The organism is Paenibacillus sp. ALE3 (genome assembly GCF_054113405.1).
The window spans coordinates 2,467,852-2,492,856 of record NZ_CM134214.1; the positions used below are offsets into that span (position 1 = coordinate 2,467,852).

Annotated in this window: 22 protein-coding genes and 1 riboswitch; of the genes, 11 read left to right on the top strand and 11 right to left on the bottom strand. The window is 44.4% G+C overall.

Features of this window, described 5'->3' with window-relative positions:
- Positions 1 to 26: 26 nt before the first annotated feature.
- The 3 genes from ACXHJ2_RS10805 to ACXHJ2_RS10815 all read right to left on the bottom strand — a co-directional run bounded on the left by ACXHJ2_RS10805 (position 27) and on the right by ACXHJ2_RS10815 (position 1,409).
- Positions 27 to 203, bottom strand: a complete 177-nt coding sequence (locus ACXHJ2_RS10805; protein ID WP_274597500.1) for an SMR family transporter — start codon at positions 201 to 203, stop codon at positions 27 to 29.
- Positions 204 to 297: 94 nt separating this feature from the next.
- Positions 298 to 396, bottom strand: a riboswitch (guanidine-I (ykkC/yxkD leader).
- An 8-nt stretch (positions 397 to 404) separates the two neighbouring features.
- Complete coding sequence (locus tag ACXHJ2_RS10810; RefSeq protein WP_165084006.1) at positions 405 to 926, bottom strand: GNAT family N-acetyltransferase; 522 nt, start codon at positions 924 to 926, stop codon at positions 405 to 407.
- Positions 927 to 956: 30 nt separating this feature from the next.
- Positions 957 to 1,409 (bottom strand): MarR family winged helix-turn-helix transcriptional regulator, encoded by a 453-nt coding sequence (locus tag ACXHJ2_RS10815; RefSeq protein ID WP_165084008.1) that lies wholly within the window; start codon positions 1,407 to 1,409, stop codon positions 957 to 959.
- A gap of 114 nt (positions 1,410 to 1,523) precedes the next feature.
- Here ACXHJ2_RS10815 and ACXHJ2_RS10820 point away from each other — a divergent pair, with 114 nt between their 5' ends.
- Together ACXHJ2_RS10820 and ACXHJ2_RS10825 are read left to right on the top strand one after the other, a co-directional pair.
- Entirely contained in the window at positions 1,524 to 2,168 is a 645-nt protein-coding gene (locus ACXHJ2_RS10820) for a YczE/YyaS/YitT family protein (RefSeq protein ID WP_165084010.1), read from the top strand.
- A gap of 211 nt (positions 2,169 to 2,379) precedes the next feature.
- Positions 2,380 to 3,267, top strand: coding sequence for a dihydrodipicolinate synthase family protein (locus ACXHJ2_RS10825; RefSeq protein ID WP_090739207.1), 888 nt, complete (start codon positions 2,380 to 2,382; stop codon positions 3,265 to 3,267).
- 88 nt (positions 3,268 to 3,355) lie between these two features.
- Here the strand turns inward: ACXHJ2_RS10825 and ACXHJ2_RS10830 are convergent, their stop codons facing one another.
- Positions 3,356 to 7,003 (bottom strand): glycosyl hydrolase 115 family protein, encoded by a 3,648-nt coding sequence (locus tag ACXHJ2_RS10830; protein ID WP_165084012.1) that lies wholly within the window; start codon positions 7,001 to 7,003, stop codon positions 3,356 to 3,358.
- A gap of 139 nt (positions 7,004 to 7,142) precedes the next feature.
- On the opposite strand from ACXHJ2_RS10830, the gene ACXHJ2_RS10835 reads away from it, so the two are divergent.
- Both ACXHJ2_RS10835 and ACXHJ2_RS10840 read left to right on the top strand, forming a co-directional pair.
- On the top strand, positions 7,143 to 7,958 hold the full coding sequence (locus ACXHJ2_RS10835; protein WP_165084014.1) for a helix-turn-helix transcriptional regulator: 816 nt from the start codon (positions 7,143 to 7,145) through the stop codon (positions 7,956 to 7,958).
- A 98-nt stretch (positions 7,959 to 8,056) separates the two neighbouring features.
- Positions 8,057 to 8,911: an SDR family oxidoreductase gene (locus tag ACXHJ2_RS10840; protein ID WP_165084016.1), complete on the top strand. Its 855-nt coding sequence runs from the start codon at positions 8,057 to 8,059 to the stop codon at positions 8,909 to 8,911.
- A gap of 186 nt (positions 8,912 to 9,097) precedes the next feature.
- Here ACXHJ2_RS10840 and ACXHJ2_RS10845 read toward each other — a convergent pair whose 3' ends face one another.
- Entirely contained in the window at positions 9,098 to 9,751 is a 654-nt protein-coding gene (locus ACXHJ2_RS10845) for a GntR family transcriptional regulator (protein WP_013371163.1), read from the bottom strand.
- Between the two features lie 158 nt (positions 9,752 to 9,909).
- Here ACXHJ2_RS10845 and uxuA point away from each other — a divergent pair, with 158 nt between their 5' ends.
- The 6 genes from uxuA (at position 9,910) to ACXHJ2_RS10875 (ending at position 17,501) form a co-directional block, all read left to right on the top strand.
- Positions 9,910 to 10,989: a mannonate dehydratase gene (uxuA, locus tag ACXHJ2_RS10850; protein ID WP_165084018.1), complete on the top strand. Its 1,080-nt coding sequence runs from the start codon at positions 9,910 to 9,912 to the stop codon at positions 10,987 to 10,989.
- Positions 10,990 to 12,597: a mannitol dehydrogenase family protein gene (locus ACXHJ2_RS10855; RefSeq protein WP_165084019.1), complete on the top strand. Its 1,608-nt coding sequence runs from the start codon at positions 10,990 to 10,992 to the stop codon at positions 12,595 to 12,597.
- Between the two features lie 362 nt (positions 12,598 to 12,959).
- Positions 12,960 to 14,168, top strand: coding sequence for an MFS transporter (locus ACXHJ2_RS10860; RefSeq protein ID WP_025678347.1), 1,209 nt, complete (start codon positions 12,960 to 12,962; stop codon positions 14,166 to 14,168).
- A gap of 222 nt (positions 14,169 to 14,390) precedes the next feature.
- Complete coding sequence (locus tag ACXHJ2_RS10865) at positions 14,391 to 15,659, top strand: aspartate aminotransferase family protein (protein ID WP_446724847.1); 1,269 nt, start codon at positions 14,391 to 14,393, stop codon at positions 15,657 to 15,659.
- A gap of 34 nt (positions 15,660 to 15,693) precedes the next feature.
- Positions 15,694 to 16,743 carry a 2-amino-2-deoxy-D-mannitol dehydrogenase GutB1 gene (gutB1, locus tag ACXHJ2_RS10870; RefSeq protein WP_165084023.1) on the top strand — a complete coding sequence of 350 codons (1,050 nt, stop codon included), beginning with the start codon at positions 15,694 to 15,696 and terminating at the stop codon, positions 16,741 to 16,743.
- Positions 16,744 to 16,772: 29 nt separating this feature from the next.
- Positions 16,773 to 17,501 (top strand): HAD family hydrolase, encoded by a 729-nt coding sequence (locus ACXHJ2_RS10875; protein ID WP_165084025.1) that lies wholly within the window; start codon positions 16,773 to 16,775, stop codon positions 17,499 to 17,501.
- Between the two features lie 455 nt (positions 17,502 to 17,956).
- Here ACXHJ2_RS10875 and ACXHJ2_RS10880 read toward each other — a convergent pair whose 3' ends face one another.
- The 5 genes from ACXHJ2_RS10880 to ACXHJ2_RS10900 form a co-directional block, all read right to left on the bottom strand.
- Positions 17,957 to 18,568, bottom strand: a complete 612-nt coding sequence (locus ACXHJ2_RS10880; protein ID WP_013371156.1) for a DUF1349 domain-containing protein — start codon at positions 18,566 to 18,568, stop codon at positions 17,957 to 17,959.
- A gap of 36 nt (positions 18,569 to 18,604) precedes the next feature.
- A complete protein-coding gene (locus tag ACXHJ2_RS10885; protein WP_165084026.1) occupies positions 18,605 to 19,159 on the bottom strand; it encodes a GNAT family N-acetyltransferase in 555 nt (184 codons plus the stop codon).
- Positions 19,160 to 19,461: 302 nt separating this feature from the next.
- The gene (locus tag ACXHJ2_RS10890) at positions 19,462 to 20,379 is read right to left on the bottom strand and encodes a D-alanine--D-alanine ligase (RefSeq protein ID WP_165084050.1); all 918 of its coding nucleotides are present in this window, start codon (positions 20,377 to 20,379) and stop codon (positions 19,462 to 19,464) included.
- 36 nt (positions 20,380 to 20,415) lie between these two features.
- The gene (locus tag ACXHJ2_RS10895; protein ID WP_165084027.1) at positions 20,416 to 21,927 is read right to left on the bottom strand and encodes an aminotransferase-like domain-containing protein; all 1,512 of its coding nucleotides are present in this window, start codon (positions 21,925 to 21,927) and stop codon (positions 20,416 to 20,418) included.
- 158 nt (positions 21,928 to 22,085) lie between these two features.
- Positions 22,086 to 22,373: an oxidoreductase gene (locus ACXHJ2_RS10900; RefSeq protein WP_165084028.1), complete on the bottom strand. Its 288-nt coding sequence runs from the start codon at positions 22,371 to 22,373 to the stop codon at positions 22,086 to 22,088.
- An 87-nt stretch (positions 22,374 to 22,460) separates the two neighbouring features.
- Here ACXHJ2_RS10900 and ACXHJ2_RS10905 point away from each other — a divergent pair, with 87 nt between their 5' ends.
- On the top strand, positions 22,461 to 23,282 hold the full coding sequence (locus tag ACXHJ2_RS10905) for a helix-turn-helix domain-containing protein (protein WP_013371151.1): 822 nt from the start codon (positions 22,461 to 22,463) through the stop codon (positions 23,280 to 23,282).
- 36 nt (positions 23,283 to 23,318) lie between these two features.
- Here ACXHJ2_RS10905 and ACXHJ2_RS10910 read toward each other — a convergent pair whose 3' ends face one another.
- A complete protein-coding gene (locus ACXHJ2_RS10910) occupies positions 23,319 to 24,323 on the bottom strand; it encodes an aldo/keto reductase (RefSeq protein WP_165084029.1) in 1,005 nt (334 codons plus the stop codon).
- Positions 24,324 to 25,005 lie beyond the last annotated feature (682 nt).

The following is a 25,005-nucleotide window of genomic DNA, read 5'->3' on the forward strand; positions in this document are numbered from 1 at the left end:
GCTTTCCCAGTATAGGGAGTTTGTCTTCAAATCCCATCATTGTTCAGCCTACAAGCTTTAGTCCAAATCATGAGTATGAAACTTACAAAAATAGCAACCAAAGTCCCTCCCCACTCTAACCATCCACTGGAATGTTTCAGCCCGATAACCCATGCAACTTCAAATAATGCCGCAATTACAACAGATAACCATGTCTTGTTCATTTTGTACTTCCTCCTTTTTGATAACGCTGCAAATGTAATATGGATCTAAGCAGCAATTAAAAAAAGCCTGAGATCATACTGCATACAGCAGTTTTTCTCCCAGGCTTTTATCCTTCCGTGACACAGTGCAACGACTGTGAGTTTTCTCTCGGACCAGCCGATATGACATCGCGGAACCCTAGAAAACATTTTTAAATTCAATTACAGTATCATTGATTTGGTCATTATGAAATCAATTTGTTCTTCAGCCCCCATATAAAAAGAGTGTGCACCCGTTTGAACAAACCCCATTTTCTTATAAAAAGCAATGGCATTTTCATTTTTTTCCCATACCCCGAGCCAGACCTTCTTTTTATTATGTCCCAGTGCAATTTCCATAGCTTTATTTAACATATATTTACCAAGCCCATGTTTTTGAAATTTGTTTTTGATATAAATCCTCTCAACTTCGAGTGACTCATCACCCATTTTTTCGGATTGGGCATCATTTATATTTACTTTTAAAAATCCAGCAAGTTCTTCATTAAAATAAACGAAAAAGAATTCTGAAGAGACATTGGACAATTCCTTCTCTAACTGTTTCGAGTTAAATGCTCTTTCCAGATAGGCTTGCATATTTTCAGGTGAATTTTGTTCTTTAAAAGTATCGTTGAATGTTTCAATGCTTATTTCTTGGAGTGTTTGTAAATCTGCACGGCTGCATTTGATAATTTTCGCATTCATTATAAATTTATGCTCCTTCATATAAATCAATTAGTAATTTCGTTTGTTCCCTTTTTTCACAAATTCCCATTCATCGCTTATATTTTTTCTTACTCTTTGAAGTAGATTAAAAATGGTGTTTACTTCACTTTCCGAAAATCCCGCTAAGGCAACATTATCCGAATAATCATGTTCTCTTTTTATGAAAGGATAGACATTGTTCCCTTTTTCTGTTGGAAAGAGTTTGTTAATTTTTTTGTTATGCTGATCCTCTTTCTTTTCAATAAACCCATTCATTACAAGTTTTTGGATAGCACGAGATGCGGTTGTTCGATCTACTTTTATCATCTCAGCTAACTTTTCTTGAAAGATTCCTGGGTTTTCACATATTCGTACAAGGTATAAATACTGTCCTTTTGTAAGGTCATATTCTTTAAATTCAATATTACTTATCGAATCTAATGCTCTGGCTATCATCCCAATTTCACGAAGTACTTCCTTCATAATGAACTCCTTTGCTCCTATTTTGTTGCAAATGCAATAAACATGGTATATATTTAATCTACCCTAACTTTGTTGCATTTGCAATATAAAATTATATTAAAGAGGTCGAGTAAAGTGAAATATGTTTTTTTTGTAATAGGTATTTTTATATTATCCCTTGGTATTTCTTTCACTATACAATCAGACCTTGGGACATCACCTTTTGATGCGCTTTTGGTAGGACTATCCACAAATGTGGGGCTTACTGTAGGAAGTTGGGAAATCATAATGGCTTTGATTTTGATCTGTTGTAATTCACTTTTAAATAGACAAAGACCAGAAGTTTTGGGGTTGTTAACAGCATTTATAACGGGGATTGGTATTGATATGTGGCTTTTTTTATTGCAGGATGTGTTAACGCCTGAACTATGGTACAGCAAAGTTGTTTGTTTTGGAATTGGTTTAATTGTTGTTGGATTAGGAACTGCAACATATTTACAGACAAACTTTGCGCCCATTCCAGTTGACCGATTAACAATAATCGTACAGGAATTAACTAGAACAAATCTATTTTTTTCAAGAACATTCATTTACCTCATATTCTTGGTCATAGCGTCAATTTTAAATGGACCCATTGGCATCGGAACTTTGTTAACTGTTTGTCTAGGGGGGCTAATACTCAATTATTTCATGCCCCTCACTGGAAAAGTATTAGATCGCATCTTAACACACTCTGGTACATCACCAAATCATGATAAAGACAAAAAGCATTCAATATAGTATGCTTTTTGTCTTTCTAATTCAACTAACCTGATCTGAAGGCGTAATATCATTACATTAATTTCGATACAGAATCTTTATTTTCAATTTTAAGTTTCTCTAGAAGAATTGGTACAGTTATTTGTCTCTTAATTGGTACTTTAATTGCGTCTTATTCATTTTTATAATGTGTTTGTATTTTGAAGGTCAATTCATAAAGGAGTGTAACTTTATGTTCCACGGATTATCTGCTTTTCCACTCACACCGGTTAATGAGACAGGCATTGACGAAAAAGCATTTGTGACGCTGATTCAACGATTAGTTGCAGCTGGTGTAGACTCAATTGGTACATTAGGATCAACTGGAAATTATGCATATCTTAATCGAGAAGAACGTTTACGTGTTCTTCAACTTGCTGTCCACTCAGCCGAGGGGATTCCCGTGATGACAAGTATAAGTGCGATTCGTACCTTAGAAGTACTTCGATTAGCGGAAGATGCACAAAGAGCAGGAGCAAGTGCAGTGCTGCTAGCCCCCATCTCCTATCAAGCACTAACGAATGAAGAAGTATTTTCACTTTATGAACAGGTAACCAGTTCACTCTCCATTCCACTTTGTGTCTATGATAATCCGGGTACCTCCCATTTTCATTTCAGTGATGAATTGCACGGCCGAATTGCTGAGTTACCTAATGTGGGTTCGATTAAGATTCCCGGAGTACCTACTGATCCCGAAGCAGCCAAGACACGCATCAAAAAACTACGAGGGTCGATTCCTCCCCACGTAACTATAGGAGTAAGTGGAGATTCATTTGCAGTCACCGGCTTGAATGCAGGTTGTGAAGCATGGTTCTCAGTTCTTGGTGGATTGTTCCCAAAAGCGTGTCTAAATATGACCCGATTGGCCCAGGACGGTTTTGCTGACGAAGCAGAACGACTCTCGGCACTACTTGAACCTATTTGGACGTTATTTCATCAATATGGTAGCCTTCGTGTTGTTTCAGCAGCAGCAGAAATAAGTGGCTTGATCTCAAGTCCCAGTCTTCCTTTACCCTTACAACCATTGAATCCATCAGCTAGAGAATACTTGAAACTCATATTAAACAATCTTCAGGAATGAATTGTTTCTTTTACTATTATCGAAAAAAGAGCGGAATCTCAACATGTATCTAAATTCCGCTCTTTCAGCATGGAGGCGCTACTTTAACTTAGGGCTGTTTTCTTATCGAATCCGTCCAGAGTGCATCCACAGGCGGTAATTCGTTCCCTTGTGTCATATATATCCGGTCGACTCTGAGTTGCGACTTTCGAGCTAAGATCGAAAACAGATGATCACCACGGGTCAATTCCAAATCCGACAGTAAACACCAATAGTACACTTGAGCTGTGTTATACGTATGCAGTGTGCCCTGGCCCAGTTGTTCGGATAAAGGTCTCACTACGCCGTCCAGCGATAAGTAGCATGAATCGGATTGACCGTTATGATGTCGAACCAAAATCCAAATATGGTAATTACCTGAATTCGTGATGTTTATTTTGTAATGCATCGCTGGAGCAATCTCCGGGTTCTCCCACTGCCTTCCAGGCTCAGAGACATGCATGGCGAAACCTGTTCTTCCATTGGTTTCGGCCTGTACGTGGCTCCAATCAATAGCATTACCGTCTTTACTGGACGTGAGATACGCATTTTCAGAGTCTTCCAACGCATATTCGGCTTCGATCGCAACGATGCTGTTTGATTCGATAAACATACCCGCACCAAATTCTTTTATAACATCCTTTGTACCGTCAGCATCACAGATGTCCACATAGCGTTTGTCCCCCAACGTGGTCTGCGGAACATCAAAACATTTCAAGAAGATCTCATCGATGGTGGCGTAAAAATCTCTTGTGGCATAAAGAACGACGGGGAGAGGTACTTCTTGCTCTCCAGTTTCGTAAAATTGATTACATAATTGTTCGACTTCATTCCAATTCACAGTAGGACTTTCCAGACCGTGATCGGTAACCAACTTATGATGATGCTGACTGGCAATCGGTCCTAAATTGCACGTTTTTTGCTCATTCGTATATATCACTAACTTGTTAATCGTGACATAAGGATCTACCATATAAATTCTTAAGGCATGTATACCGGAAGCTAGGTAGGGCAGCTCCACTCTTATCTTCTCACCGTTATTAAAAACGGATTCCTGCCAGGTGCCCAGCCACTCGTCACGAGTCTCTGATTCTACCAGAATAGGTGCTGTATCATCAACTCCGATACCGAAACGAATGTTGCCTGTCGAATTTAAAGTAAGAAAACGGTGAATCTCTAAGGTAAACTGCCCAGCCTCTTTCAAAAAAATATCGTATCCTAAATATGGATGATTCTTAAGCTCTCCTCCAAGGGGTCGTAGTTCACCGTTCCAGGCCATCATCGCGGCTCCCTCATATCTTCCCATCCCCGGTATGACTACCCAACCAGACTTATCGGTCGAATCTGCACCGGGAACATTATGGTCGTAGGAGGCTGCTGGGATAGACACATATCCGTCTGCCTCTATATGTCCGTAAAACGTTTCAGGAACATTTACACCTTCCTCAACTTGCACCTTTATTGGAACAGAAGTCATATCTTTATGGTTTCGGACGGTCAGTTGTCCAGTCTTTCCAGCATGCTGATGCGTATCGATGACCGAGACAAGAATTCTTTTCTCCGTTTGGATCAATCCTTCACTTTCCGAAAGAATGATCCAATCTTCGCCTTCCATTACCTCAATCGTGAATGGAATAGTCCCGTTCCCCTGGTTTCCAATCTCAAACCATTTTTGTTTTTGACCATGGATGGAAAAGCGCAGTGTGGTTTCTTCATTCCAAAGGTCGATTCTCATGCCACCCTGAGCAATTTTCAATGCGGGCTTTCGCGCAGGATACAAGACGGTAGGCGGTGGTGGAAAGCTTTCCGGTGTGAGGACTCCATTCCACTTGCCTTCACTCATTTTTGCATTATAGAAATGAAGCATTCTTCGTTTGTAGTCCGCCATTTTTATCGAAAGCTCCACATATTGGTCAGCAGCCTGCATGTTTCCGCGCTCGTAAGAAAGCGTACTTCTGTCGGCAAAATAAAACTCATGGTTGGTATAATATGACGCGTGAATTTTCATGAGAAACATCTGGAAAAATGCAGCCCGCTCCTGGAGCGGAAGGCTGTACATTATGGCATTGCCTCGACGAAAAATATCCTCCAGCCGCATTAATCTACGCCCTGCTTCATCACCTAATACAGTTTGTGAAAACACATTGGATTGCATATGTTCGATCTTTCGTACGTTAGTGACCTGTGCAAATGTCTCATATAATTCCGCAACTTCAGGTCCGTGGTTGCCGGAAAAATTGGCGTTTATCCAAGATTCAACGAATTGGGATGCATTCTTGGTCATTCCTTCCTCTTTGCCGGCTTCCCAGCCAGATCGCAAAAAGAATTCCATATCCTGTTCAAGGGGCTTCAACCCGCCAACATTCAGAATCCACAATTTTCGAATTCCCGATTCATACGATTTTTTCAATTCATTCTCTGTATGGGCCAATGGAATTGAATTGATAAAGAGATAGCTCATCCCCGTTCCTGGAGCTGCCCAGTAAGAGTTGTGATAATACAAACCGTTGCCTCCACTGCGTTGACGTTCCTTCTCATTCGGGTATCGGCGCATATGCCCAAAGTTATCGTTTGCCCAAATAAGAGTCACACATTCAGGTATATCAAGACCTCGGTCATATAGCTCTAGTACTTCTTTGTACGGGATAAATGTCTGTAATGAAGCATTTTCTTTTGATTCGCCGATCACGTCCTTGAGAATTTGCTTTTGATCTTGTATGACCTTTCCTAGCAGAGAACACTTGGCTTCTGCCCGTTCTTCCCTAGTCATGGAATTGTCCTCTTCAATGGCCTGCGTATGAAATCCCGAATCATGGATTCCACGCATGCCAACCGTATAACACACTTCGTAATTTTTATTCTTCTCGACACTTTCCCGCCAATACTCCTGTAGAATCTCGCGATTTCGGCCTTCGATGGAATAATCGTATGAGGCGTCGTCATAACCCTTGGCTGCAAGCCATGGCTCCCATTCATTCTGGTTGCTGCGAAGCAACATATCGCAATGCGACGTGCCTACAACAATCCCCATTTTTTCAGCGAGCCCTCCATTTTCGGGATTCTCATTAAAATAATTCACATGCATGGCAGGCCAGATGAAATTGGCCTTCAGTCGAAGTAAAAGTTCGAAAATGGATTGATACGCGGCAGGCCCGATGGTGCCATCTTGCGTATGAATCTTGGCCCAGTCATCAAGCTCTTCCTCGTCATTCAGGAAAATTCCCCGGTACTGAACCGCTGGCCAATCTGCTTTGGAGTAGTCCAAAGGCAGACAAAGTACATCGTAGGTTTTCACCGGTACATCCGCCCAGTAATACCACGGAGACACACCCATTGCCTCGCACAAGTCATAGATTCCGAAGATGGTACCGCGCCTGTCGGTTCCTATGATATATAAGACACCGTCAATGACTTCCTGAAGAAACGCTTCCCACCGATATGAGCCATCCTCCAGCGCTAGTTTTTTCAGCGATACCCCTTTTTCTTGCAGATAAGCGAGTAACGGCTCATTGTCTGTGATCGTGCCGATCACGATGCTGCTTTGATCCATTTCTTTTGCTCGCAATAGCTTACAACCGCAAACCCAATCAATATCTCGCATAAGATTGCAAAAGGCAAGATGCACCGCGCTGTTTTCCGTTTCGGAAACAAAAACAGGCACCGTGTGATTTCTTTTCAACAGTTCAAATTCATTCTGGGTTCCTTGGTGTGATTTCAAGTGTCTAACCTCCTCATGTGGTCCATTCGGAAGAAAATCTGGTAGCTAAACTATACCTGAATACCAAGCAATAATCTTTTAATATGTTGCCGAATTATCGATTTGTTATATTATATTGCTATAGGATGGAGGTTGAGCGATGATTGCTGATGTAAGTCATATGCATCCCCTATTTTCAATCGAGTATGTCGTCCATGATGCAGACCACAACATGACCAATTTTCATTATCACGATGCATATGAACTTTATTTTCTAGAAAAAGGGTACCATCAGATTTTGATCCAGGACTCCATCTATGACATTGAGCTGCATGATGTTGCACTGTTCAAACCAAATTTGTTCCATAGAAGCTACCAAAATCAAGGCTGTGCCAGAACATGTGTCTATTTCACGGAGCGTTTCTTGCGATTATATTTTACGGAGCGGGCGATAAAATCTTTATTAGGCTGCTTTGATACAGAAATCATCATCTCTTTGAACCAAGAAGTGTTTGCGAAAGTGAAAAGGCTATTGAAATCCCTGGAGAAAGAAAACGTCTCGGGTGAGAGTGATCGTATTTTTATATTTTTAGCTGAACTGTTATCTCTATTAAATAATAATAAGGATTCCCAAATAGTGGAGCAGCAGTCTTCCAAGTATGCTAACTTTGGACCTATTCTGTCGTACATCAACCAAAACTATAACAAAATCACCAAAATCGAAGAAATCGCAAAGTCGTTTTACATGTCCAAATATTATTTGTGTCATCGTTTTAAAGAAGTCACGGGACTTACGGTTATTCAATATTTAAATAATATTAAGATTCAACATGCTTGCAACTTGCTGATCAATACAAAGTTAACGATACTCGAGATTGGTAACGAATGTGGCTTCAACTCGTCCATGTATTTTTGTAAGATCTTTAAACAAACGATATTCATGACACCTAGCGAATTTAGAAAGAAAGCTAGATAAGATCATCTGTTATCGTCTTAGACTAAAATTCATGACAGCTTGTAGGACGCGTATAAGCGTAATACGGGCTTATCTTCCAACGAAAAGAGGAATGTAAATTGACTAGTCTTCCCCTGCATCCGGCTTTGTCCGGAAAAACAGTTGTGGTAACTGGCGGTTCCGGCGTGTTGTGCAGCTCCATGGCCAAGGAGCTTGCCCGCCAGGGGGCCAAGGTCGCCATTTTGAACCGTACTGCTGATAAGGGCGAATTGATAGCAAAGGAAATTTGTGAAAGCGGCGGAGAATCCATTGCGGTTGCCTGCGATGTAACCGATGTCGAAAGCGTGAAGCAGGCTGAGGAGACGGTCCGCCGCCTGCTCGGTCCGTGCGATATTCTAATCAATGGAGCAGGCGGCAACCACCCCAGTGCGAATACGAGTCTGGAGACGTTTCATCCTGAAGATCTGAACCAGCCGGGAATCACTACCTTTTTCGATCTCAGTGTGCCTGGCTTCCGCAATGTACTTAATTTAAATTTTATCGGGACTTTAATCCCAACACAGATTTTTTCCAAAAGCATGATCGGGCGACCCGGCGCTGTGGTCCTTAACATATCCTCCATGAGCGCTCCCAGCCCGATGACCAAGGTTCCCGCCTACAGCGCTGCCAAAGCCGCCATCAACAACTTCACCCAGTGGCTGGCCGTACATCTAGCCGAATCCGGCATTCGGGTGAATGCCATTGCCCCCGGATTTTTCCTGACAGAGCAGAACCGACAATTGCTCACCAACGAGGACGGCTCGCTTACCGAGCGCTCGGCCAAGATTATTGCCCACACCCCAATGCGCCGTTTCGGTGAACCTGAAGACCTCCTCGGAACGCTGCTTTGGCTGGTCGATGAAACCGCTTCCGGTTTTGTGACCGGTGCAGTCATTCCTATCGATGGTGGTTTCATGGCCTATTCGGGGGTATAGAATCTTCATTTTCCAGCCCTTGCCCTTCTATTTTACAATTGCGAAGCGGCAAGGGGCTTAGTGTGTCAACAATGCCTTATCTTGTATACAAGATCTCGAATTCCTTTGAAAACCCTTTAATTCCAACCACCACTTGACGGCAAACAACTAAACTCATAAACAAAAAATGAATAACACACACCAGCATTATTTCTTGATATAGTCAGCGAACTGCCGGAGAAATTCGAGAGAATGTATATCCTTTCTGAGATGATGGTGAACCAGATCATCCATTTTGCTCGTTTCCTGATTCAACATATATTCAAGCATGGTTTGGTGCTCATGCCAGATTTCCATCAGCTTCCCTGCTTGCAGCATATGCAGCTTGCGATATCTGATATAGTGAACATTTGATTGCTGAATTAGCTGCCAAAGAAATTCTCGGCCTACCAATTGGAACATAGTTTGGTGGAACTGATCGTCTAAAATGAGAAATTGATCCGTAGCATGATCTTCATCAATGACAGCCCTCTGTCTGTCCAGAATTTCGCTCAGCTTCTGTATATCGCTTAATGCAAATTGCGTAGAAAGCTCCTTCATAATCTCTTTTTCCACTGCGCTTCTCAAGTAGCTCATTTGTTCTACGGACTCCAGATCGATATAAGAGACAACGTTCCCCTTTTTGGGATAAATATCGATATAAGATTCTAGTGCAAGCTGCTTCAATACATCGCGCAGCGGAGTTCTGGACAACTGGAAGCGTTCTGACAAGGTCGTCTCGCTGAGCAGAGTACCAGGCTTTAAGATCATCGACAAAATATCATTTTTCAAAAGCTGCTTGATTTCTTCCTTTGTAAACATATCATTCCTGCCTTCACTTTATAAATCTAGACTTATTATAAAACATTTTGATGTGTTGAACCCCTCTAAAATTGTCATTGACAAGGGCAAACTTTGTACTTTATGATCAAACCGATCTTGTATACAAGATTGCCAATAAAATCAGGGAGGGTATCTTTATGAACATGACCTGGAGATGGTATGGGAAAGGCAACGACAATATTACACTGGATCATATCCGGCAAATTCCGGGAGTTATGGGTATTGTCTGGTCTTTACATGATAAGGTAGCTGGTGAAGTATGGGAAATGGAACGAATTGAGAAGGTAGCTGAGCAGATCACAAGCAAGGGCTTTAGTACGGCGGTCGTAGAAAGTGTAAATGTCCACGATGATATCAAAATCGGCCTCCCATCCCGCGATCAATACATTGACATTTATATTGACACCATTCGCAAATTAGCCAAGGTGGGAGTCAAGGTGATTTGCTATAACTTTATGCCTATCTTTGACTGGACCAGAACAGAGTTGTATAAAGAACTACCTGATGGTTCTAACGCTCTGTTTTATGAGAAGGCTGCCATTACCGATAATCCCCGCCAAATGGTGGATCGGATTCTCAAGGGAGCAGGGAAGTTTACGATGCCAGGCTGGGAACCTGAGCGGTTGGCGAGACTGGATGAACTGTTTGCTGCTTATGCGGAAGTCACTGAAGACAAGCTGTTTGACAATCTAAAGTATTTTCTTGAGCGCATTATCCCCGTCTGCGAGGAGGTTGACATCAAGATGGCCATTCATCCTGATGATCCGGCATGGCCCATCTTCGGATTACCGAGAATTGTTCGGAGTCGTGAGACCATCCGGCGTATCTTAAATGCAGTGAACAGTTCTTATAACGGTCTAACCTTTTGCACAGGCTCACTGGGGACCAATCCTGAGAATGATTTGCCAGCTATGATTCGGGAGTTCCATGATCGTATTCATTTTGCGCATATTCGTAATGTTAAGGTGTTCGAAAATGGCGACTTTATTGAAGTGTCACACCGTGGAAAGGACGGAAGCGTCGATGTACCGGAAGTAGTTAGAGCTTATCACGAGAACGGCTATCAGGGATATGTGCGCCCAGACCATGGCAGACATCTATGGGGAGAAGAAAAGAATTGTCGGCCAGGCTACGGTTTGTATGACCGTGCACTGGGAGTTATGTACTTGCTTGGTGTCTGGGATAGTCTGGCTCAAAACAACAAGGGAGTGAAATAGATGCTCCAGCTTAACCGGAAAAGCCTTTTAGACAGGACGGCCTGGGAAGCAGCAGGTATTGAACTGCCAAAATATGATTTGGAGCTTGTAGCCCATAATACCCGAGTTAGACCGCAATGGGTGCATTTCGGCGCAGGCAATATTTTTCGTGGGTTCGTGGCCAATGCACAGCAACAGTTGCTGAATATTCTGAAAGCGGATACAGGTATAATTGCGGCCGAAGCCTTTGATTTTGAAATGATCGACAAAGCCTATAAGCCTTACGACAATCTAACCTTACTGGTGTCGATGAGTGCAGACGGAAGATTTTGCAAGAGTGTGGTCGCAAGCATCGTTGAAGGTCTCGCAGCAGAGCAGAATCGTCCAGACGATTACCTCCGTCTGATTGAAATATTTGAAAATCCGACTCTGCAGATGGCCAGCTTCACTGTCACGGAAAAAGGATACGTCCTCACCGGGCCTGACGGTAAGTATCTGGCTGTTGTAGAGAGGGATTTAGCGAATGGTCCTGAACAGCCGGTGCATGTGATGAGCATAGCTACTTCGCTTGTCTATCAGCGTTACCTGAAGGGGCAGCTTCCAATGACCTTTGTAAGCATGGATAATTGCTCCCATAACGGCGATCTGTTAAAGGATAGTATGATTACTATCGCCAAGGAGTGGACACGCAGAAGCCTGGTAGAGAAAGGATTTGTAGACTATCTGCAGAATGAGGAGAAAATAACCTTCCCGCTGACTATGATTGATAAAATCACCCCCCGCCCTTCCTTACAGGTACAGTCTGCTCTTCGGGAACTTGGGTTGGCCGACATGGAGATGATCGTTACCACCAGGCATACGTATACGGCCCCCTTTGTTAATGCTGAGGTTAGCGAGTATTTGGTCATTGAAGACAAGTTTACAAACGGGAGACCTGCCCTAGAGGAAGCTGGCATCATCTTCACGGATCGGGATACGGTGGACAAAGTGGAGAAGATGAAAGTGACTACCTGTCTCAATCCGCTACATACAGCGCTGGCCCTCTCCGGGTGTCTACTCGGGTATCAACTCATTGCAGATGAAATGAAGGATCACACCTTGCGTCGTCTGGTGGAAATCATCGGCTACAAGGAAGGCTTGCCTGTTGTGGTTGATCCCGGAATTATCCAACCGAAAGCATTCATTGACGAGGTATTGCAGGAACGCTTCGCCAATCCCTATATTCCGGATGCACCACAGCGGATTGCAACAGATACCTCTCAAAAGATGAGCATCCGTTTTGGTGAAACCATAAAGTCTTATGTTAGCACAGCAGGTCTTGATCCTGCGAACTTGACTGCCATCCCCCTGACCATTGCGATTTGGTGTCGCTATTTGCTGGGGCTGGATGATCAAGGTGCTCCCTTCTCACTCAGTCCGGACCCGTTACTGGATACATTGCAGGGGTATTTGCAGAATACGAAGCTAGGCGATCAGACCTCCGAAATTCGCTACCTCCTTGAGGATGAAAAACTGTTCGGCGTCCGATTATATGAGATTGGTCTGGGCGACAAGATTGAAGCCATGTTTCATGAAATGCTGGCAGGTCCCGGAGCAGTCCGAAGTACGATAGAGAAGTATATGAATTAGAACTTATATTAAAGCAATCCCCCTGCTACGAAACTTTGGTCAGGGGGATTTGTAATTCTCATAACGACCGCAACTTTTCCTGCCAAACGTATGAAAGATCCCTCCAATGTTTTTAATCAACCGTTCATCTGAAGGATGGACCAACCTCTAAATCAAAGTCAATTGAACGAAAGTATATAGTGCCTTCAAGATAAAACTGATGTGTATCACGTTGATAAGGAGCATGACGCATATTATTAAGAGTCTATCGATTTATTTTTACAATTTCTGTGGAATTATATATATACATTTCCAGAGTGATGGTATATTCTAGTAAAAACAATGCTCATATAAAAAAATATGACCTTATGGAGGGACAGGCCTTGAAGAGACTTTTTGCTTTAAGTTGTGCTTTCTATCTGTTAATCGGCGTCACCAGCGTCGTGCTTGGGGCATTACTGCCGACTTTGCTGCCTCACTATGGACGGGGATACAGCGATGGTGGATTACTGCTGTTCTTGCAGTTTTTCGGCTTTCTTGTCGGCGTTCTACTCACTCCCTTCATGGCTCTACATATGGGCCGCAAGTCCATGCTTGCTATTGCCTTGGGGAGTATTGTCATCGCATGTACTATCTTGGGTGTACTGCCCTCATGGAATTGGGTCATCGTAATGGCAATCTGCATTGGCTTCGGCTCAGGCATTATTGAATCATCCATCGGAGCGTTTACAATTGAGTTTACGGAGGAGCAAAAAGCCGTGGCCATGTCCAAGCTGGATGTCTATTTTGCACTTGGTGCACTGCTTATGCCTGCGATCGTTAGCCTATATATCTGGTTTGGAATATGGAATCTAACTTTTTACACCATCTCCTTTCTTACTTTTATCCTGTTGCTATTTTGGCTTACCATGCCTGTTTCCGCCTCCACTCACCTCACACAAGCAGACATCCGCACTACTGAGCGTTCAGTTGAACAAGCTCGTTACTCAGGACAGCACCGTGTATTGCTAGGAATCTTCATTATTTTCTTCTTTGTTTATATGGGTCTTGAACTGGGGCTCATGAACTTCCTACCTTCTATTCTGACAGAAACGCTACAACTTCAGGGATCTGTTGCCTCGCTAGGTGTCAGCGTGCTTTGGATTGCAATGATCATTGGTCGTATGTTCTCAGGAAAGATTGCAGAATCAGCAGGATATATTCCTTATCTGTTATGGAGTGCAATTGGAACTTTCTGTTTTCTGGTTGCCATGGTGTTTATATCCAGCCAATGGGTTACATACCTTCTCATTTTTGGTGCAGGCATATTCATGTCTGGCCTCTTCTGTATCGCGCTTGTCTACGCCAACGTAATGATTCCAGGAATGACCGAACGGACGACCAGCATTCTGATTGCGTCGGGCGGAATTGGCGGATCGGTGCTTCAATATGTTATAGGCTGGAGCATGAGCGAATGGCCGGTGGCGGCTAGCCTCTGGATTTTAGGAGGGTTTACTCTGATTTTGCTGCTGGCACTTATTCTCACGCATCTGTGGAACAATCGGGGTAGCCGAGTAGTTGATTCACTTGCCCATCAGAGCAAGGAAGGATGACATCGCTTAGTTCTTAGGGGAGGTGAGGCCTATCGCATTTTTGCTTTTCGGGCTGATTCTGTTACTGCGGTTATCTCTCATATCTGTGAAATCGCAGAAGCACCAGATTGTGCTCCCTTGCCCATGAGGGCAAGGAAGATAAACTTCTTATTTTGGGGAGGTGAGTTCAGCCGCGTGATGCTCTAATAGGGTGGTACACTTTTATAAGATGACTTAATAAGAATGTATATTCTGATATGGAGGGGAAATATCGTGCATACGTTAACCAAAGAACGTTTCAGATATGGTAAAGGCATTACTCTGATTGACGATTCGGGCAAGGAGTATTTGGATGGCGTATCCGGCACCTTCAACTTGTCGCTCGGTTATAATCACCCTCATGTCGTTACCAAAGTACAGGAGCAGGTCGCCAATCTTGCTCACATGTCTTCGTCTTTTACAGAGCCTTATGTCGAAGAAGTCCTAGATCATCTAATCCAGTACGCCCCGAACGGTATCGACGCTGGGTGGATGAGAGATATTACCGGCTCCACAGCGAACGAATGTGCTGTGAAACTGGCCCAGAAATATACCGGAGCAACTGATATCATCAGCTTGCATCTGTCACATCATGGACAAACCCAATTCGCAACAGGCATTTCCGGCAATGCCTTCCGCCGCAAGAATTTTCCCAATTCAACTGCAGCAAACTCTCTGCATGTGCCTGCCCCCTACTGCTATCGCTGTCCCTTTAATTCTTCACCAGACAAGTGTGGTCATCATTGTATTGACGCCATATCGGACGCGATTGAATATGCAAGCTCAGGCTCTGTGGCCTGCATGATTATCGAACCCATTCTGGGCAACGGAGGTAATATCATCCCGCCTCCAGGATATTTCAAGCGTCTCCGTCAGCTATGCGACGAGCACGGAATGATTCTGATTGCTGACGAAGTGCAGACCGGAATTGGGCGGACAGGTTACATGTTCGCAAGTGAGCTGTTTGACATCCAACCGGATATCATTACACTCGCCAAAGGTCTGGGTGGCATCGGTGTCCCGGTTGCAGCGGTCTTGATGCAGTCTCGTCTTGATGTCCTGGAGAAGCACGAGCATTCCTTTACCTCGGGCAGCAATCTGATCTCGGTCACGGCAGCCAAATCCACGCTGGAGGTTGTAACCGAACCCGGTTTTATGGAAGCCGTCCGGTCCAAAGGAGACCTGCTTGGATCCCTGCTGACGGAGATGGCCGACAAGCATGATTGCATTGGTGAGGCTCGTGGCGTCGGACTAATGTGGGGACTGGAAATTGTAGATGAGGACGATGCCCCGGATGCAGTGAAAAGCAATGGGATTATCGATCGTGCATTTGAGGAACAGCAATTAATTCTCAGAGGTTCCCGTTACGGTTATGGCAATGTGGTCAAAGTGAGACCTTCTCTCACAGCTACAGAAGATGAGATTGTCGAAATTGTTAAACGGCTTGATGCCGTTCTTTCTACCCTTCACTAACGATCTGCCCAATAGGCAAAAGGAGGAATTATTCATGCTTGCACTAGTATACAAATCAGCTTGGGATGTCGCACTTGAGGAAAGACCGATCCCGGAGATTAAAAAGGATAACGATGTACTCGTCCGGATTCGGGCGACAGGCGTATGCGGTACTGATCTAGGTATCATTAGCGGCAAATATCATGCCGTGCCGTCCACGATCTTGGGCCACGAATCAGCGGGGGATGTGATCGCTGTAGGAACAGCCGTCAGTTCACTGCAGCCTGGGGACCGTGTGGTGATTGATCCAACATATTACTGCGGTCAATGCGAAATGTGCCGGACAGGAAGACAGAATCATTGCACACATAAAGCCGTAACAGAGACCGGAGTCAGCGCCGACGGTACGTTCACCGATTATTATGTGACTGAGGACCGTTTTTTGTACAAGCTGAAGGATCATATCAGCTACGAAGAAGCGACGCTGACCGAACCGCTGAGCTGTATGCTAACCGGGATCAACCAGATTAACCTGCTGCCGAACTTCACCACTGTTATTATAGGCGCAGGTCCAATCGGGATTCTGTACAGCTATGCTCTTGCTTCGAAAGGAGTAACTGGTTGCCTCGTTGACATCTCGGAGGAGCGGCTCGCCATAGCGGATTCCATTGCCCCTGAGCGATGGTCCGCGCACGCCACACTGGAGTCGGCCATTCATGAGCTAGCACCGTTAAAGAATCAGGTGGACATGATTGTGGATACCACAGGCGTGGTCGGCACCGAGGTACTAAGCCAGCTTGCGAGCGGCGGGTATTTGATGCTGGTGGGGCTGAGAGATGGGATAAGCTCGTTTAATCCGAAAGAGGTCGTTGACCGTAGCCTTAAAATCATCGGCTCGATTGATTCTCTGGGCACGTTCTCCACGGCGCATTATCTGATTGAGCAGCAAATCATTCCCGCAAAAAAAATCATTACCCACTCGTATCCGCTTGATGATTACCATGAAGCCTTTAAGACACTTGGATGTAATATCAGCGAGCGGACCCTTCAGCCTTCGTCTCAGGCGATCAAGATTGTGCTGCAATCAAATGGCTCCGGCAACTAAATTAGCTACTAACAAGGGGGAGAATGGACATGACGAGCATTCATCATGTTACACCGACGAATCATGAATGCACAGGAGACCTATCAGCGTCCGTTCCGGTCAAAGCGGTCATTTTCGACATGGATGGGGTGTTGGTAGACAGCGAACCGATTTATTTTGAGGTTGAACGCAGCTCCTTTGCCCATTTCGGTGCACCCATGACGGAAGAAGAGCATCACACCTATGTTGGAGTGACACTCGAATCCATGTGGCGTCAAGTGCTGGACAGGCATCAACTTACTAATACATTGGAAGAGGCACTTGCCTATCACCGAAAAAATGTGATGCAGACCATAACAGCATATGAGGGCCTGATGGCGATCGACGGACTGGAACGGTGGCTGGACTGGCTACAGGAAAAAGGAATTCCGATTGCAGTAGCCTCTTCCTCTCCGCGGTCGCTGATTGATCTCATTATGGAAAAAACGGGACTTGGCCGTTACTTTGATATTCGAATCACTGGAGAAGAGGTATCCCAGGGTAAACCGGCACCGGACATCTTCCTATATGCCGCCGAACTACTTGGCATAGCCCCGGACCATTGTATTGTTATTGAGGATTCACGAAATGGTGTTCATGCAGCCAAGAGTGCTGGTATGCGCTGCATTGGTTTACACAACCCAGGCTCGGGCCAGCAGGATTTATCCAAGGCAGATCACCGTATTTCCAGCTATGATGACCTGTGGGCGCTTAAAGAGAGCTTGCCATTCGGGGAATAGTTATCTGCCAAGAGAAGGACCGTAAGATGCTGGTAGGCATAACTCCTCTATAAATATATTAAACCGCTGATCTTTAAAATGGATGAGAAGAGATATAATTATGCCCCATAGAATACACAGTAGAGTATGTCATTTAGACTACCCTGTGTGTACTCTATGGGGCGTGCTTTACATCAAATATTTTTCAACCTCATGTCTGTTGCGTAAAAAACTGAACTTAGGAAAGACAAAATCGGAGTTTTTAGAGTATGTATTTTATTGTGTCAAGTAGTTAGTAGTTTTCCGCTTTGGTCTTCCTTATCAGTCCCGGATTTCACAGCAAAATACACATCTTCCCTTTTGGGTCCATTACAATATATTTTATTATGAGACACCTACTCTTAATCATTACTTTATGTGCATATAAGCTAGTTTATCGTATCTCATATTGCTGTGCTCAGCTGTGCATTCGTTCTTCAATGATGTTCTACAGGAGGATCACTATGAAGGTCTTGGTCCCGCTCTGTAAAGTGCCAGCGAGTAAAGGTAACCTCAAAGCCCTCACGGGTTGGCGAACAGGTATATGGACCTGCCTGATTTCCAGTGGTGTAGGGAAAACGCGCCACACGAATCGTTCGCCATCCATGATTCTCCGTCCGTGCACGAATGACCACAGCATCCTTGATGATGGAAGCGCGGAGGGTGACTTCTTCACCAACCCACTCCGGCACAGCCGCAAGCGACCAGTCAGAATACCCAGCGGTTACGACTGTGGAAAGCTGAGGAATGCCATCATTGATTTCTATCCCCGCTTTAATCCATTGCTCGGGGCCATGGTATAACAATATACCTGCCTGATCATAAAGCTCCGTAAAGGATGCGAGTTGAAACGATACTTCCACCGCCGTGTTGTTATTCCAATCCGACAATAAAGCGGACCCATCTTCAAATTCAAAACCATATAATGTCTTTTTCCAAAAATCTCTTCCCTTTTCAGGCGCAACCTTAAGGAAATCTCCTTCTTTCCGGGCATATAGAGGTGAATTGATCCAATTCCCTTCCTCCCATTCCATTCTCTTTTTAGTCATCTTTTTGTCCTCCTTTATTCAAATAAATTTGTCGTTCTAATCAAACATCAGATACCAATAGATCGCGATCTCGTCACTTTCTTTATCTAGGCCTCTGTAGACGTAGGAGTCGAATCCACCGATCACAAAACCGCAACTTTCATAGAATTTACAAGCGCGAACATTATTACTTTGTGTCTCCAGCATGATTCCTGGCATTCCGCCATCCTTCCCCCAGCGTTTAGCCTGTTCGATTAGTTCCTTACCGATACCGAAGCTTCTATATAGCTTGTCGACTTTGATATCTTCCACATATGCATACTTATTCCAATTCCTTTTCAGAACAATTTGACCTACGACTTGATTATTTACGAGCGCTAAATATATGATCTGATCGGGATTGTCGATATAATTCGAATAATCCTCAACTGTGTCTTCCTCAAACTGATCATCATCGTAGCTTTTTTTACTAATAGGCCTCTCCTTCACCGTATATTCGATTTGCTGTCCCGTTAATTGCAAAACAAGGGTAGAATCCACGATAAAGCTACCATTAATGTTAGTGCTACACTCACCGTCCTCAGCCTTCACTTCTCTGATTAAAATATTCATTTTCGTATTCGTTCTCCTACAGTTTTATAAGGTGCGAATAGAGATGTGAACACCTCCCCCATCTTGAAGCAAAATTAAGTTGCATTAATGCTGCAACATCCTTCAAATCTACATCAGTTTAACGCTGTTCCGTTCTAACCATTATAACAATATTTCGCCATTTTCTGTCTAATCCCTTTACTTTATAGACCATTAAATTCTCTTTAGGATGAACAAAAAGTCTTCCGATGTTCTCTCAGATGAAAGCTTCCGTATCAAGGTATTCTAGCTGATCTAATCCATCAAACATGTTAAACCTTCTCTCATTCCCGTTTTCGCTCATGAAGTGAGCTAGTAATAATACGGTCCAGCAGCTGCGTAAAGGTTATGCCTGCTGCAGCTGCACTCTTCGGAAGTAGGCTGTTAGCGGTCATTCCGGGTAAGGTGTTTACCTCCAAAACGTAAGGTACATCCTGGCACAAAATCATATCGATCCTTGCATACACCTTGCACTGCAGCAGCCGATAGCTGGCAAGCGCCGTCTCGCGCACACGCTGCTCAATAACGGGAGGAAGCTGGATCACCTTCTCCTCAGCACCGCCGGTCTCATATTTCGCTTTATAGTCGAACCATTCAGAATGGGCAGAGCGAATCCTGATAATCGGTAATACCTCGCCATCCACAATTGAGCAGGTAAGCTCCGTCCCTTGAATAAAAGGCTCAACCAAAATCGTCTGATCCAAAGCACAAGCCTTCTGAATAGCCGAGTGAAGCTCCTTCCCATTATGCACAAGCTGGATGCCGATGCTGGATCCTCCCATATTCGGCTTCACAATAACGGGATAACCCAACTGCTCTACCGCTTGCTGATCATAATCGCCCATTCCCTGCCAGCAGAGGCCTGCAGGCGTAAGCACCCCTGCCGACTTCAGCAGCATCTTGGACAGCTGCTTATTCATGCACAGGCTGCTTGCCAGAACACCGCTCCCTGTATAGGGAATGCCCAGTGTTTCCAGCGCTCCCTGCACCGTGCCGTCTTCGCCATATTGACCATGCAGCGCCAACAACGCAAAATCGATGCCTGTGTTCTGAACCTGTGCGATTAAATCTGCTGGCTGATCGATCACAATTGGAACCACCTCATAGCGGCTGCGATCCAAATGATTCAGCATCTCTTGACCTGTCTGCAGAGAAACCTCACGCTCAGTGGAAGTCCCCCCCATAATAACGCCGATCTTCATCATGACACCCCATTTTCTTAAAAAATCATAGTGCAGTTACGGATTGTTCTTATGACCACATGCCTTATGAAAGTTACGCACCTGTTGGCCTATAATCTGAATACCCCGCTCGATCTGTTCATCCGTTACTCGGGAAAAGCCAAGCCGCAAAGTATTCGTCCCTTCACCTTCATGTATAAAAAACTTGTCTCCAGGTGTATATATAACACCTTGATCTATGCATGCTTCAAGCAACTGGCGCGTATTTACACCTGCCGGGAAGGTAAGAAACACATGCAAGCCCCCATCGCCAGATAGTTGCGCCTCAGAGAGATGGGTATCACAGCATGCCTTCGTAAGCTCGTATTTGCGCTTATATTCCATACGTGCTCTTTTTACATATTTCTCAAAATTTCCATTGAGCAAATATTGATATAATATCGATTGGTCGATTGTTGAGGTATGAATGGTGCGCGCACGCTTAATGCTTTCCAGAGTGTCAATCAGCGCTCGATCTCCAAGCACCCAGCCTACTCGCAAGCCAGGAAACAGCACCTTGGAGAAGCTGCCAATATAGATGACTCCGTTCCCTCGCCCTGCTGTTGCTATTAATGGCGCAATATGCGCTCCTGAATAGCGCAGCTCCTCATTAAAACCATCCTCAATCACCGGAATCTGATAGCGCATCATTAAATTCATTACAGCGCTGCGCTTTGCCGACGACATGACAATGCCTGTAGGATTGTGATAGGAAGGAGTCAAATAGGCGAGATCGAAGCTATTTGTCTGCTTCTGCAATACCGCTTCAAGCTGCTCCACATTAATACCATCCCGCTCCATTGGAATGCCGGTAATCTCAAAGCCTTGTAGCTTTAAATTTTTGATCGCTGTGTGATGGGTCGGATTTTCACAAATTACTGTACCGCGGCGCGCTGAAGGGCGAAGTGCCGACAGCACAATATCGAAGCCTTCTGTAAAACCGCTTGTAATCAGTAGATCCTTGCCGCTTATATCGACGCCCTTATTCTCCATATATCTCATCAGGTAATCGATCAGTGGTTTGTAACCCTTGGCATAGCCGTAGTTGAGCAGCACCTGCCCTTCGATTGCCATCCGATCCATAAAGGCTCGCCTTACATCTCCCAGATCAAACAGCTGCTCATCCGGTGCGATGCTTGTAAACGAGATGATTCCTCTTGGGGCGCGAATGCCCTGCTTCATCATATCAAGCTCTGCAGCCGATACAGCGTACTTGCTCATTCTTGTCTTCCAATCAATCTGCCAGGCGAAGGAGGCGTCAGCCCCTCCGTTATCCGCAACCAAAAGGTCCACCATAGCGGCCACATAGCTGCCTCTACTCGGTATTGTATACGTAAATCCATCGTCCTCCAGGCCTTCATAGGCTGCAATAACTGTATTGCGACTCACCTTGAGCACACTGCTCATTTCTCGTGTGGAGGGTAGCTTCTGATCCTTATGAAACGTCCCTTTTATAATTAAACGTTTAATATATTCTTTTACTTGTATCGCGACCGGACGGTCACCAACGAGCTTAAAATCTTGGAACATTGTTCATCGCCCTCCATTTATAATGATGGCATAGGTAACAAAAGAAAAAAAGAACCACCGCTCTGGACTTTTCATCCTTCGATGGTTCTTCCGATTTTATCCCAGCTACGTCCTCATCATATCCGTACCTCCAAATGGTTGGTTACGCAATGATCATCTTATTGACTAATCTCGAAATCCTTAATGGTTGCATCCGGTCTTAAGACTTTATTTTGATCCAGCTCAGATAACGAATCACCATTTCTAACCTTCTTTATCCAATCATAATTTGCAAGTACGCCATTCCCCAACGCAATTACGTCAGCAAACCCTTGCCCAATGATTGTGGTAGCCTTATCAGGATTATCAAGCTGGCCATTCGCAATAACTGGTATCCGGTTTTCAATGGATCCACCGTATTCATCTGTTCGACGATTCGTATAGTCCGTAAGGAACTGATCAAGCATTATACTCCTTATAAGTGAACTCATTTCGCAAGTGACTTTCAGGATCTTATATGTCATGATGTACTATTATAGGAGGAAAGCAACCAGATGGATATTTGTTACTGTTATCACGGCAAACAAGTTTGTGAACCCAGCTATTCTTGGGGGCCCGGCATCAAAGGACAATACAAAATCATGTTTATCCATGCGGGTAGAGGCGTTTACCAGATTGACGGAAAGACCTTTCATCTTCAGCAAGGCGAAGGCTTTATCGTATACGACAACATTCTTTGTTACATGGAAGCGGACCCAACTGATCCTTGGATTTATTCTTGGATAGCCTTTTCGGGTAACGGGGTTATACCTCTATTCGAGCAGGCGCACATTTCTCCCCTTCATCCCGTATTCAGGTACTCCCCATTGTTTTGGTTTGATTTTTATTTGGATGAATTTTCTGCCTGCGACGTGAACCACAGCACCAGTGAACTACGAAGACAGAGCATTTTGTTCAGGTTACTCGCCGATTGGATTGATATGTTGGTTGCTACGAGTCAGCTACTGCCCGAGATACGGCCCAAGGACGCCTACATTCGTAAAGCGGTCGAGTTTATTCGAATGAACTATAACCAAAGAGTTTCCATTTCCGAGGTCGCACACATAGTTGGGATTGATCGTGTCTATCTGTCCGTCCTTTTCAAGGAGATTCTTAATGTTTCCCCACAACAATACTTGTTGAACCTCCGGATGGACAAAGCAGGCGATCTGCTGGACAATTCGCAGCTGTCCATCACGGAAGTCTCCTATTCTGTTGGTTATAGCGACCCGCTACTGTTCTCCAAAATGTTTAAAAAAGTGAAAGGACTTTCTCCATCATACTTTCGCGCAAGGCTTAAAAGAGACAGCTCAATGGGTCTTTCAAGCCTCGACTGATTTGTTCGTTTAATGAATCGTGTTGTTGCCATGACATTACCAGGGGACATCCCCGATATTATGCATAACTTGGTCGATCTCTTGAAGATCCGCTGCCGATAGCGGATCTGCGTGTACTGCTAGCACATTTTCCTCAATTTGACCTACACGGCTTGCACCGATTAACACCGAATCCACGCCGTCTTCGCGCAGCGCCCATGTCAACGCCATTTGCGGCAACGTTTGACCGCGGCGCTTCGCGATCGCCTCCAGCGCACGGAATTTGTTAATCCGCTCCTGAGATATGGCCTCTGGTTTCAACGTGCGCAGGCCTGTTTTAAATTCAGTTTCCAGCTTATCGATGTATTTTCCCGTCAACTGCCCGCGACCAAGCGGGCAGAAAGCCACTGTGCCGGCTCCCACTTCAGTCAGCACGTCCTGCAATCCGTTCTCAACCCATCGGTTCAGCATTGAATACATAGGCTGGTGGAGGAGCAGCGGTGTACCAAGGTTTTTAAGGATCACAGCTGCTTGCTTCGTCTCCTCCAGTCCGTAATTGGATAAACCGACGTACAGTGCTTTGCCTGATTTCACAGCATGAGCAAGCGCTCCCATCGATTCCTCTAAGGGGGTATCACCATCGGGACGATGATGGTAAAAGACATCGACATAGTCGAGTCCCATTCGCTGAAGGCTGCGATCCAGGCTTGCAAGCAGGTTTTTTCTCGATCCCCACTCACCGTACGGGCCAGGCCACATATAGTAGCCAGCTTTTGTTGAAATAAACAACTCATCCCGATAAGGTGCGAGGTCCTTTTTTAAAACGTGTCCAAAGGTTTCCTCGGCCGATCCGGGAGGTGGTCCGTAATTGTTTGCCAAATCAAAGTGCGAGACACCAAGATCAAAGGCACGTAATATCATTACACGACTATCCTCAAACGGTTTGTCCCCGCCGAAATTTTGCCACAAGCCGAGCGAAATGGCCGGGAGCCTGACACCGCTCCGTCCAATCCGCCGATATTTCATTTGTTCGTATCGATTCTCTTGTGCAATATAAGTCACCTGATTTCATCCTTTCTCATTCCTAGCAAAATACTGGCCTCTGACGTGCCCTCTTCTTATTTCTTATTTCTTATTTCTCATTTTACGCCTCCCTCAAGACATGTCATAAAGTTGAGGACCTAACCTTAGGCAGCTCAAGTATATCTAACAATTCTTATGTATTGGAATGTCACTGTGATAAAAGTACATGTCATAATGTTATTTGATAATAGGACAGCTACTAAATCTTCAATAATGAGAATTTTGCTTTATTCATCATAGTCCCTGTCTTCTCTCGTAAATCCGCGATATCATAATGTGAATGATTAGTTAGGGAATAATTGTGTGACACAACAAATGATGCCTATTTTATAACAAAGAAAAACAACCTTCCTCCAGTCCGAAGACTAAGATAAGGTTGTACTTAAAAGGAGGCTTATTGATTCTCTTTAATTACTGAGGTGTTTGGTTTGTAATTCGGTATATGTACCAGCTTTTGTAAGCCTTATATTTCCCAACTACAAAATACAGGTACTTCATGAAGACCATGAGTAATGAGATCATATTATTGACACAATCGGTAATGAAATAAAGCTCTTGTCACTTGGTTTGGACAAGAGCTTTATCTTGCGTCTTTCCTCTTTCCTCTTTCCTCTTTCCTCTTGCCTCTTTAATTTGACACAGTTTTATGGATCAATCAGCT

Excerpts from the sequence above, each read along its gene's own strand:
- ACXHJ2_RS10805 (WP_274597500.1), bottom strand. The coding sequence starts at position 203 with ATGAACAAGACATGGTTATCTGTTGTAATTGCGGCATTATTTGAAGTT.
- ACXHJ2_RS10810 (WP_165084006.1), bottom strand. The coding sequence starts at position 926 with ATGAATGCGAAAATTATCAAATGCAGCCGTGCAGATTTACAAACACTC.
- ACXHJ2_RS10815 (WP_165084008.1), bottom strand. The coding sequence starts at position 1,409 with ATGAAGGAAGTACTTCGTGAAATTGGGATGATAGCCAGAGCATTAGAT.
- ACXHJ2_RS10825 (WP_090739207.1), top strand. The coding sequence starts at position 2,380 with ATGTTCCACGGATTATCTGCTTTTCCACTCACACCGGTTAATGAGACA.
- ACXHJ2_RS10835 (WP_165084014.1), top strand. The coding sequence starts at position 7,143 with ATGATTGCTGATGTAAGTCATATGCATCCCCTATTTTCAATCGAGTAT.
- ACXHJ2_RS10845 (WP_013371163.1), bottom strand. The coding sequence starts at position 9,751 with ATGTTTACAAAGGAAGAAATCAAGCAGCTTTTGAAAAATGATATTTTG.
- uxuA (WP_165084018.1), top strand. The coding sequence starts at position 9,910 with ATGAACATGACCTGGAGATGGTATGGGAAAGGCAACGACAATATTACA.
- ACXHJ2_RS10855 (WP_165084019.1), top strand. The coding sequence starts at position 10,990 with ATGCTCCAGCTTAACCGGAAAAGCCTTTTAGACAGGACGGCCTGGGAA.
- ACXHJ2_RS10865 (WP_446724847.1), top strand. The coding sequence starts at position 14,391 with ATGTATATTCTGATATGGAGGGGAAATATCGTGCATACGTTAACCAAA.
- gutB1 (WP_165084023.1), top strand. The coding sequence starts at position 15,694 with ATGCTTGCACTAGTATACAAATCAGCTTGGGATGTCGCACTTGAGGAA.
- ACXHJ2_RS10875 (WP_165084025.1), top strand. The coding sequence starts at position 16,773 with ATGACGAGCATTCATCATGTTACACCGACGAATCATGAATGCACAGGA.
- ACXHJ2_RS10880 (WP_013371156.1), bottom strand. The coding sequence starts at position 18,568 with ATGACTAAAAAGAGAATGGAATGGGAGGAAGGGAATTGGATCAATTCA.
- ACXHJ2_RS10885 (WP_165084026.1), bottom strand. The coding sequence starts at position 19,159 with ATGAATATTTTAATCAGAGAAGTGAAGGCTGAGGACGGTGAGTGTAGC.
- ACXHJ2_RS10890 (WP_165084050.1), bottom strand. The coding sequence starts at position 20,379 with ATGAAGATCGGCGTTATTATGGGGGGGACTTCCACTGAGCGTGAGGTT.
- ACXHJ2_RS10895 (WP_165084027.1), bottom strand. The coding sequence starts at position 21,927 with ATGTTCCAAGATTTTAAGCTCGTTGGTGACCGTCCGGTCGCGATACAA.
- ACXHJ2_RS10900 (WP_165084028.1), bottom strand. The coding sequence starts at position 22,373 with ATGCTTGATCAGTTCCTTACGGACTATACGAATCGTCGAACAGATGAA.
- ACXHJ2_RS10905 (WP_013371151.1), top strand. The coding sequence starts at position 22,461 with ATGGATATTTGTTACTGTTATCACGGCAAACAAGTTTGTGAACCCAGC.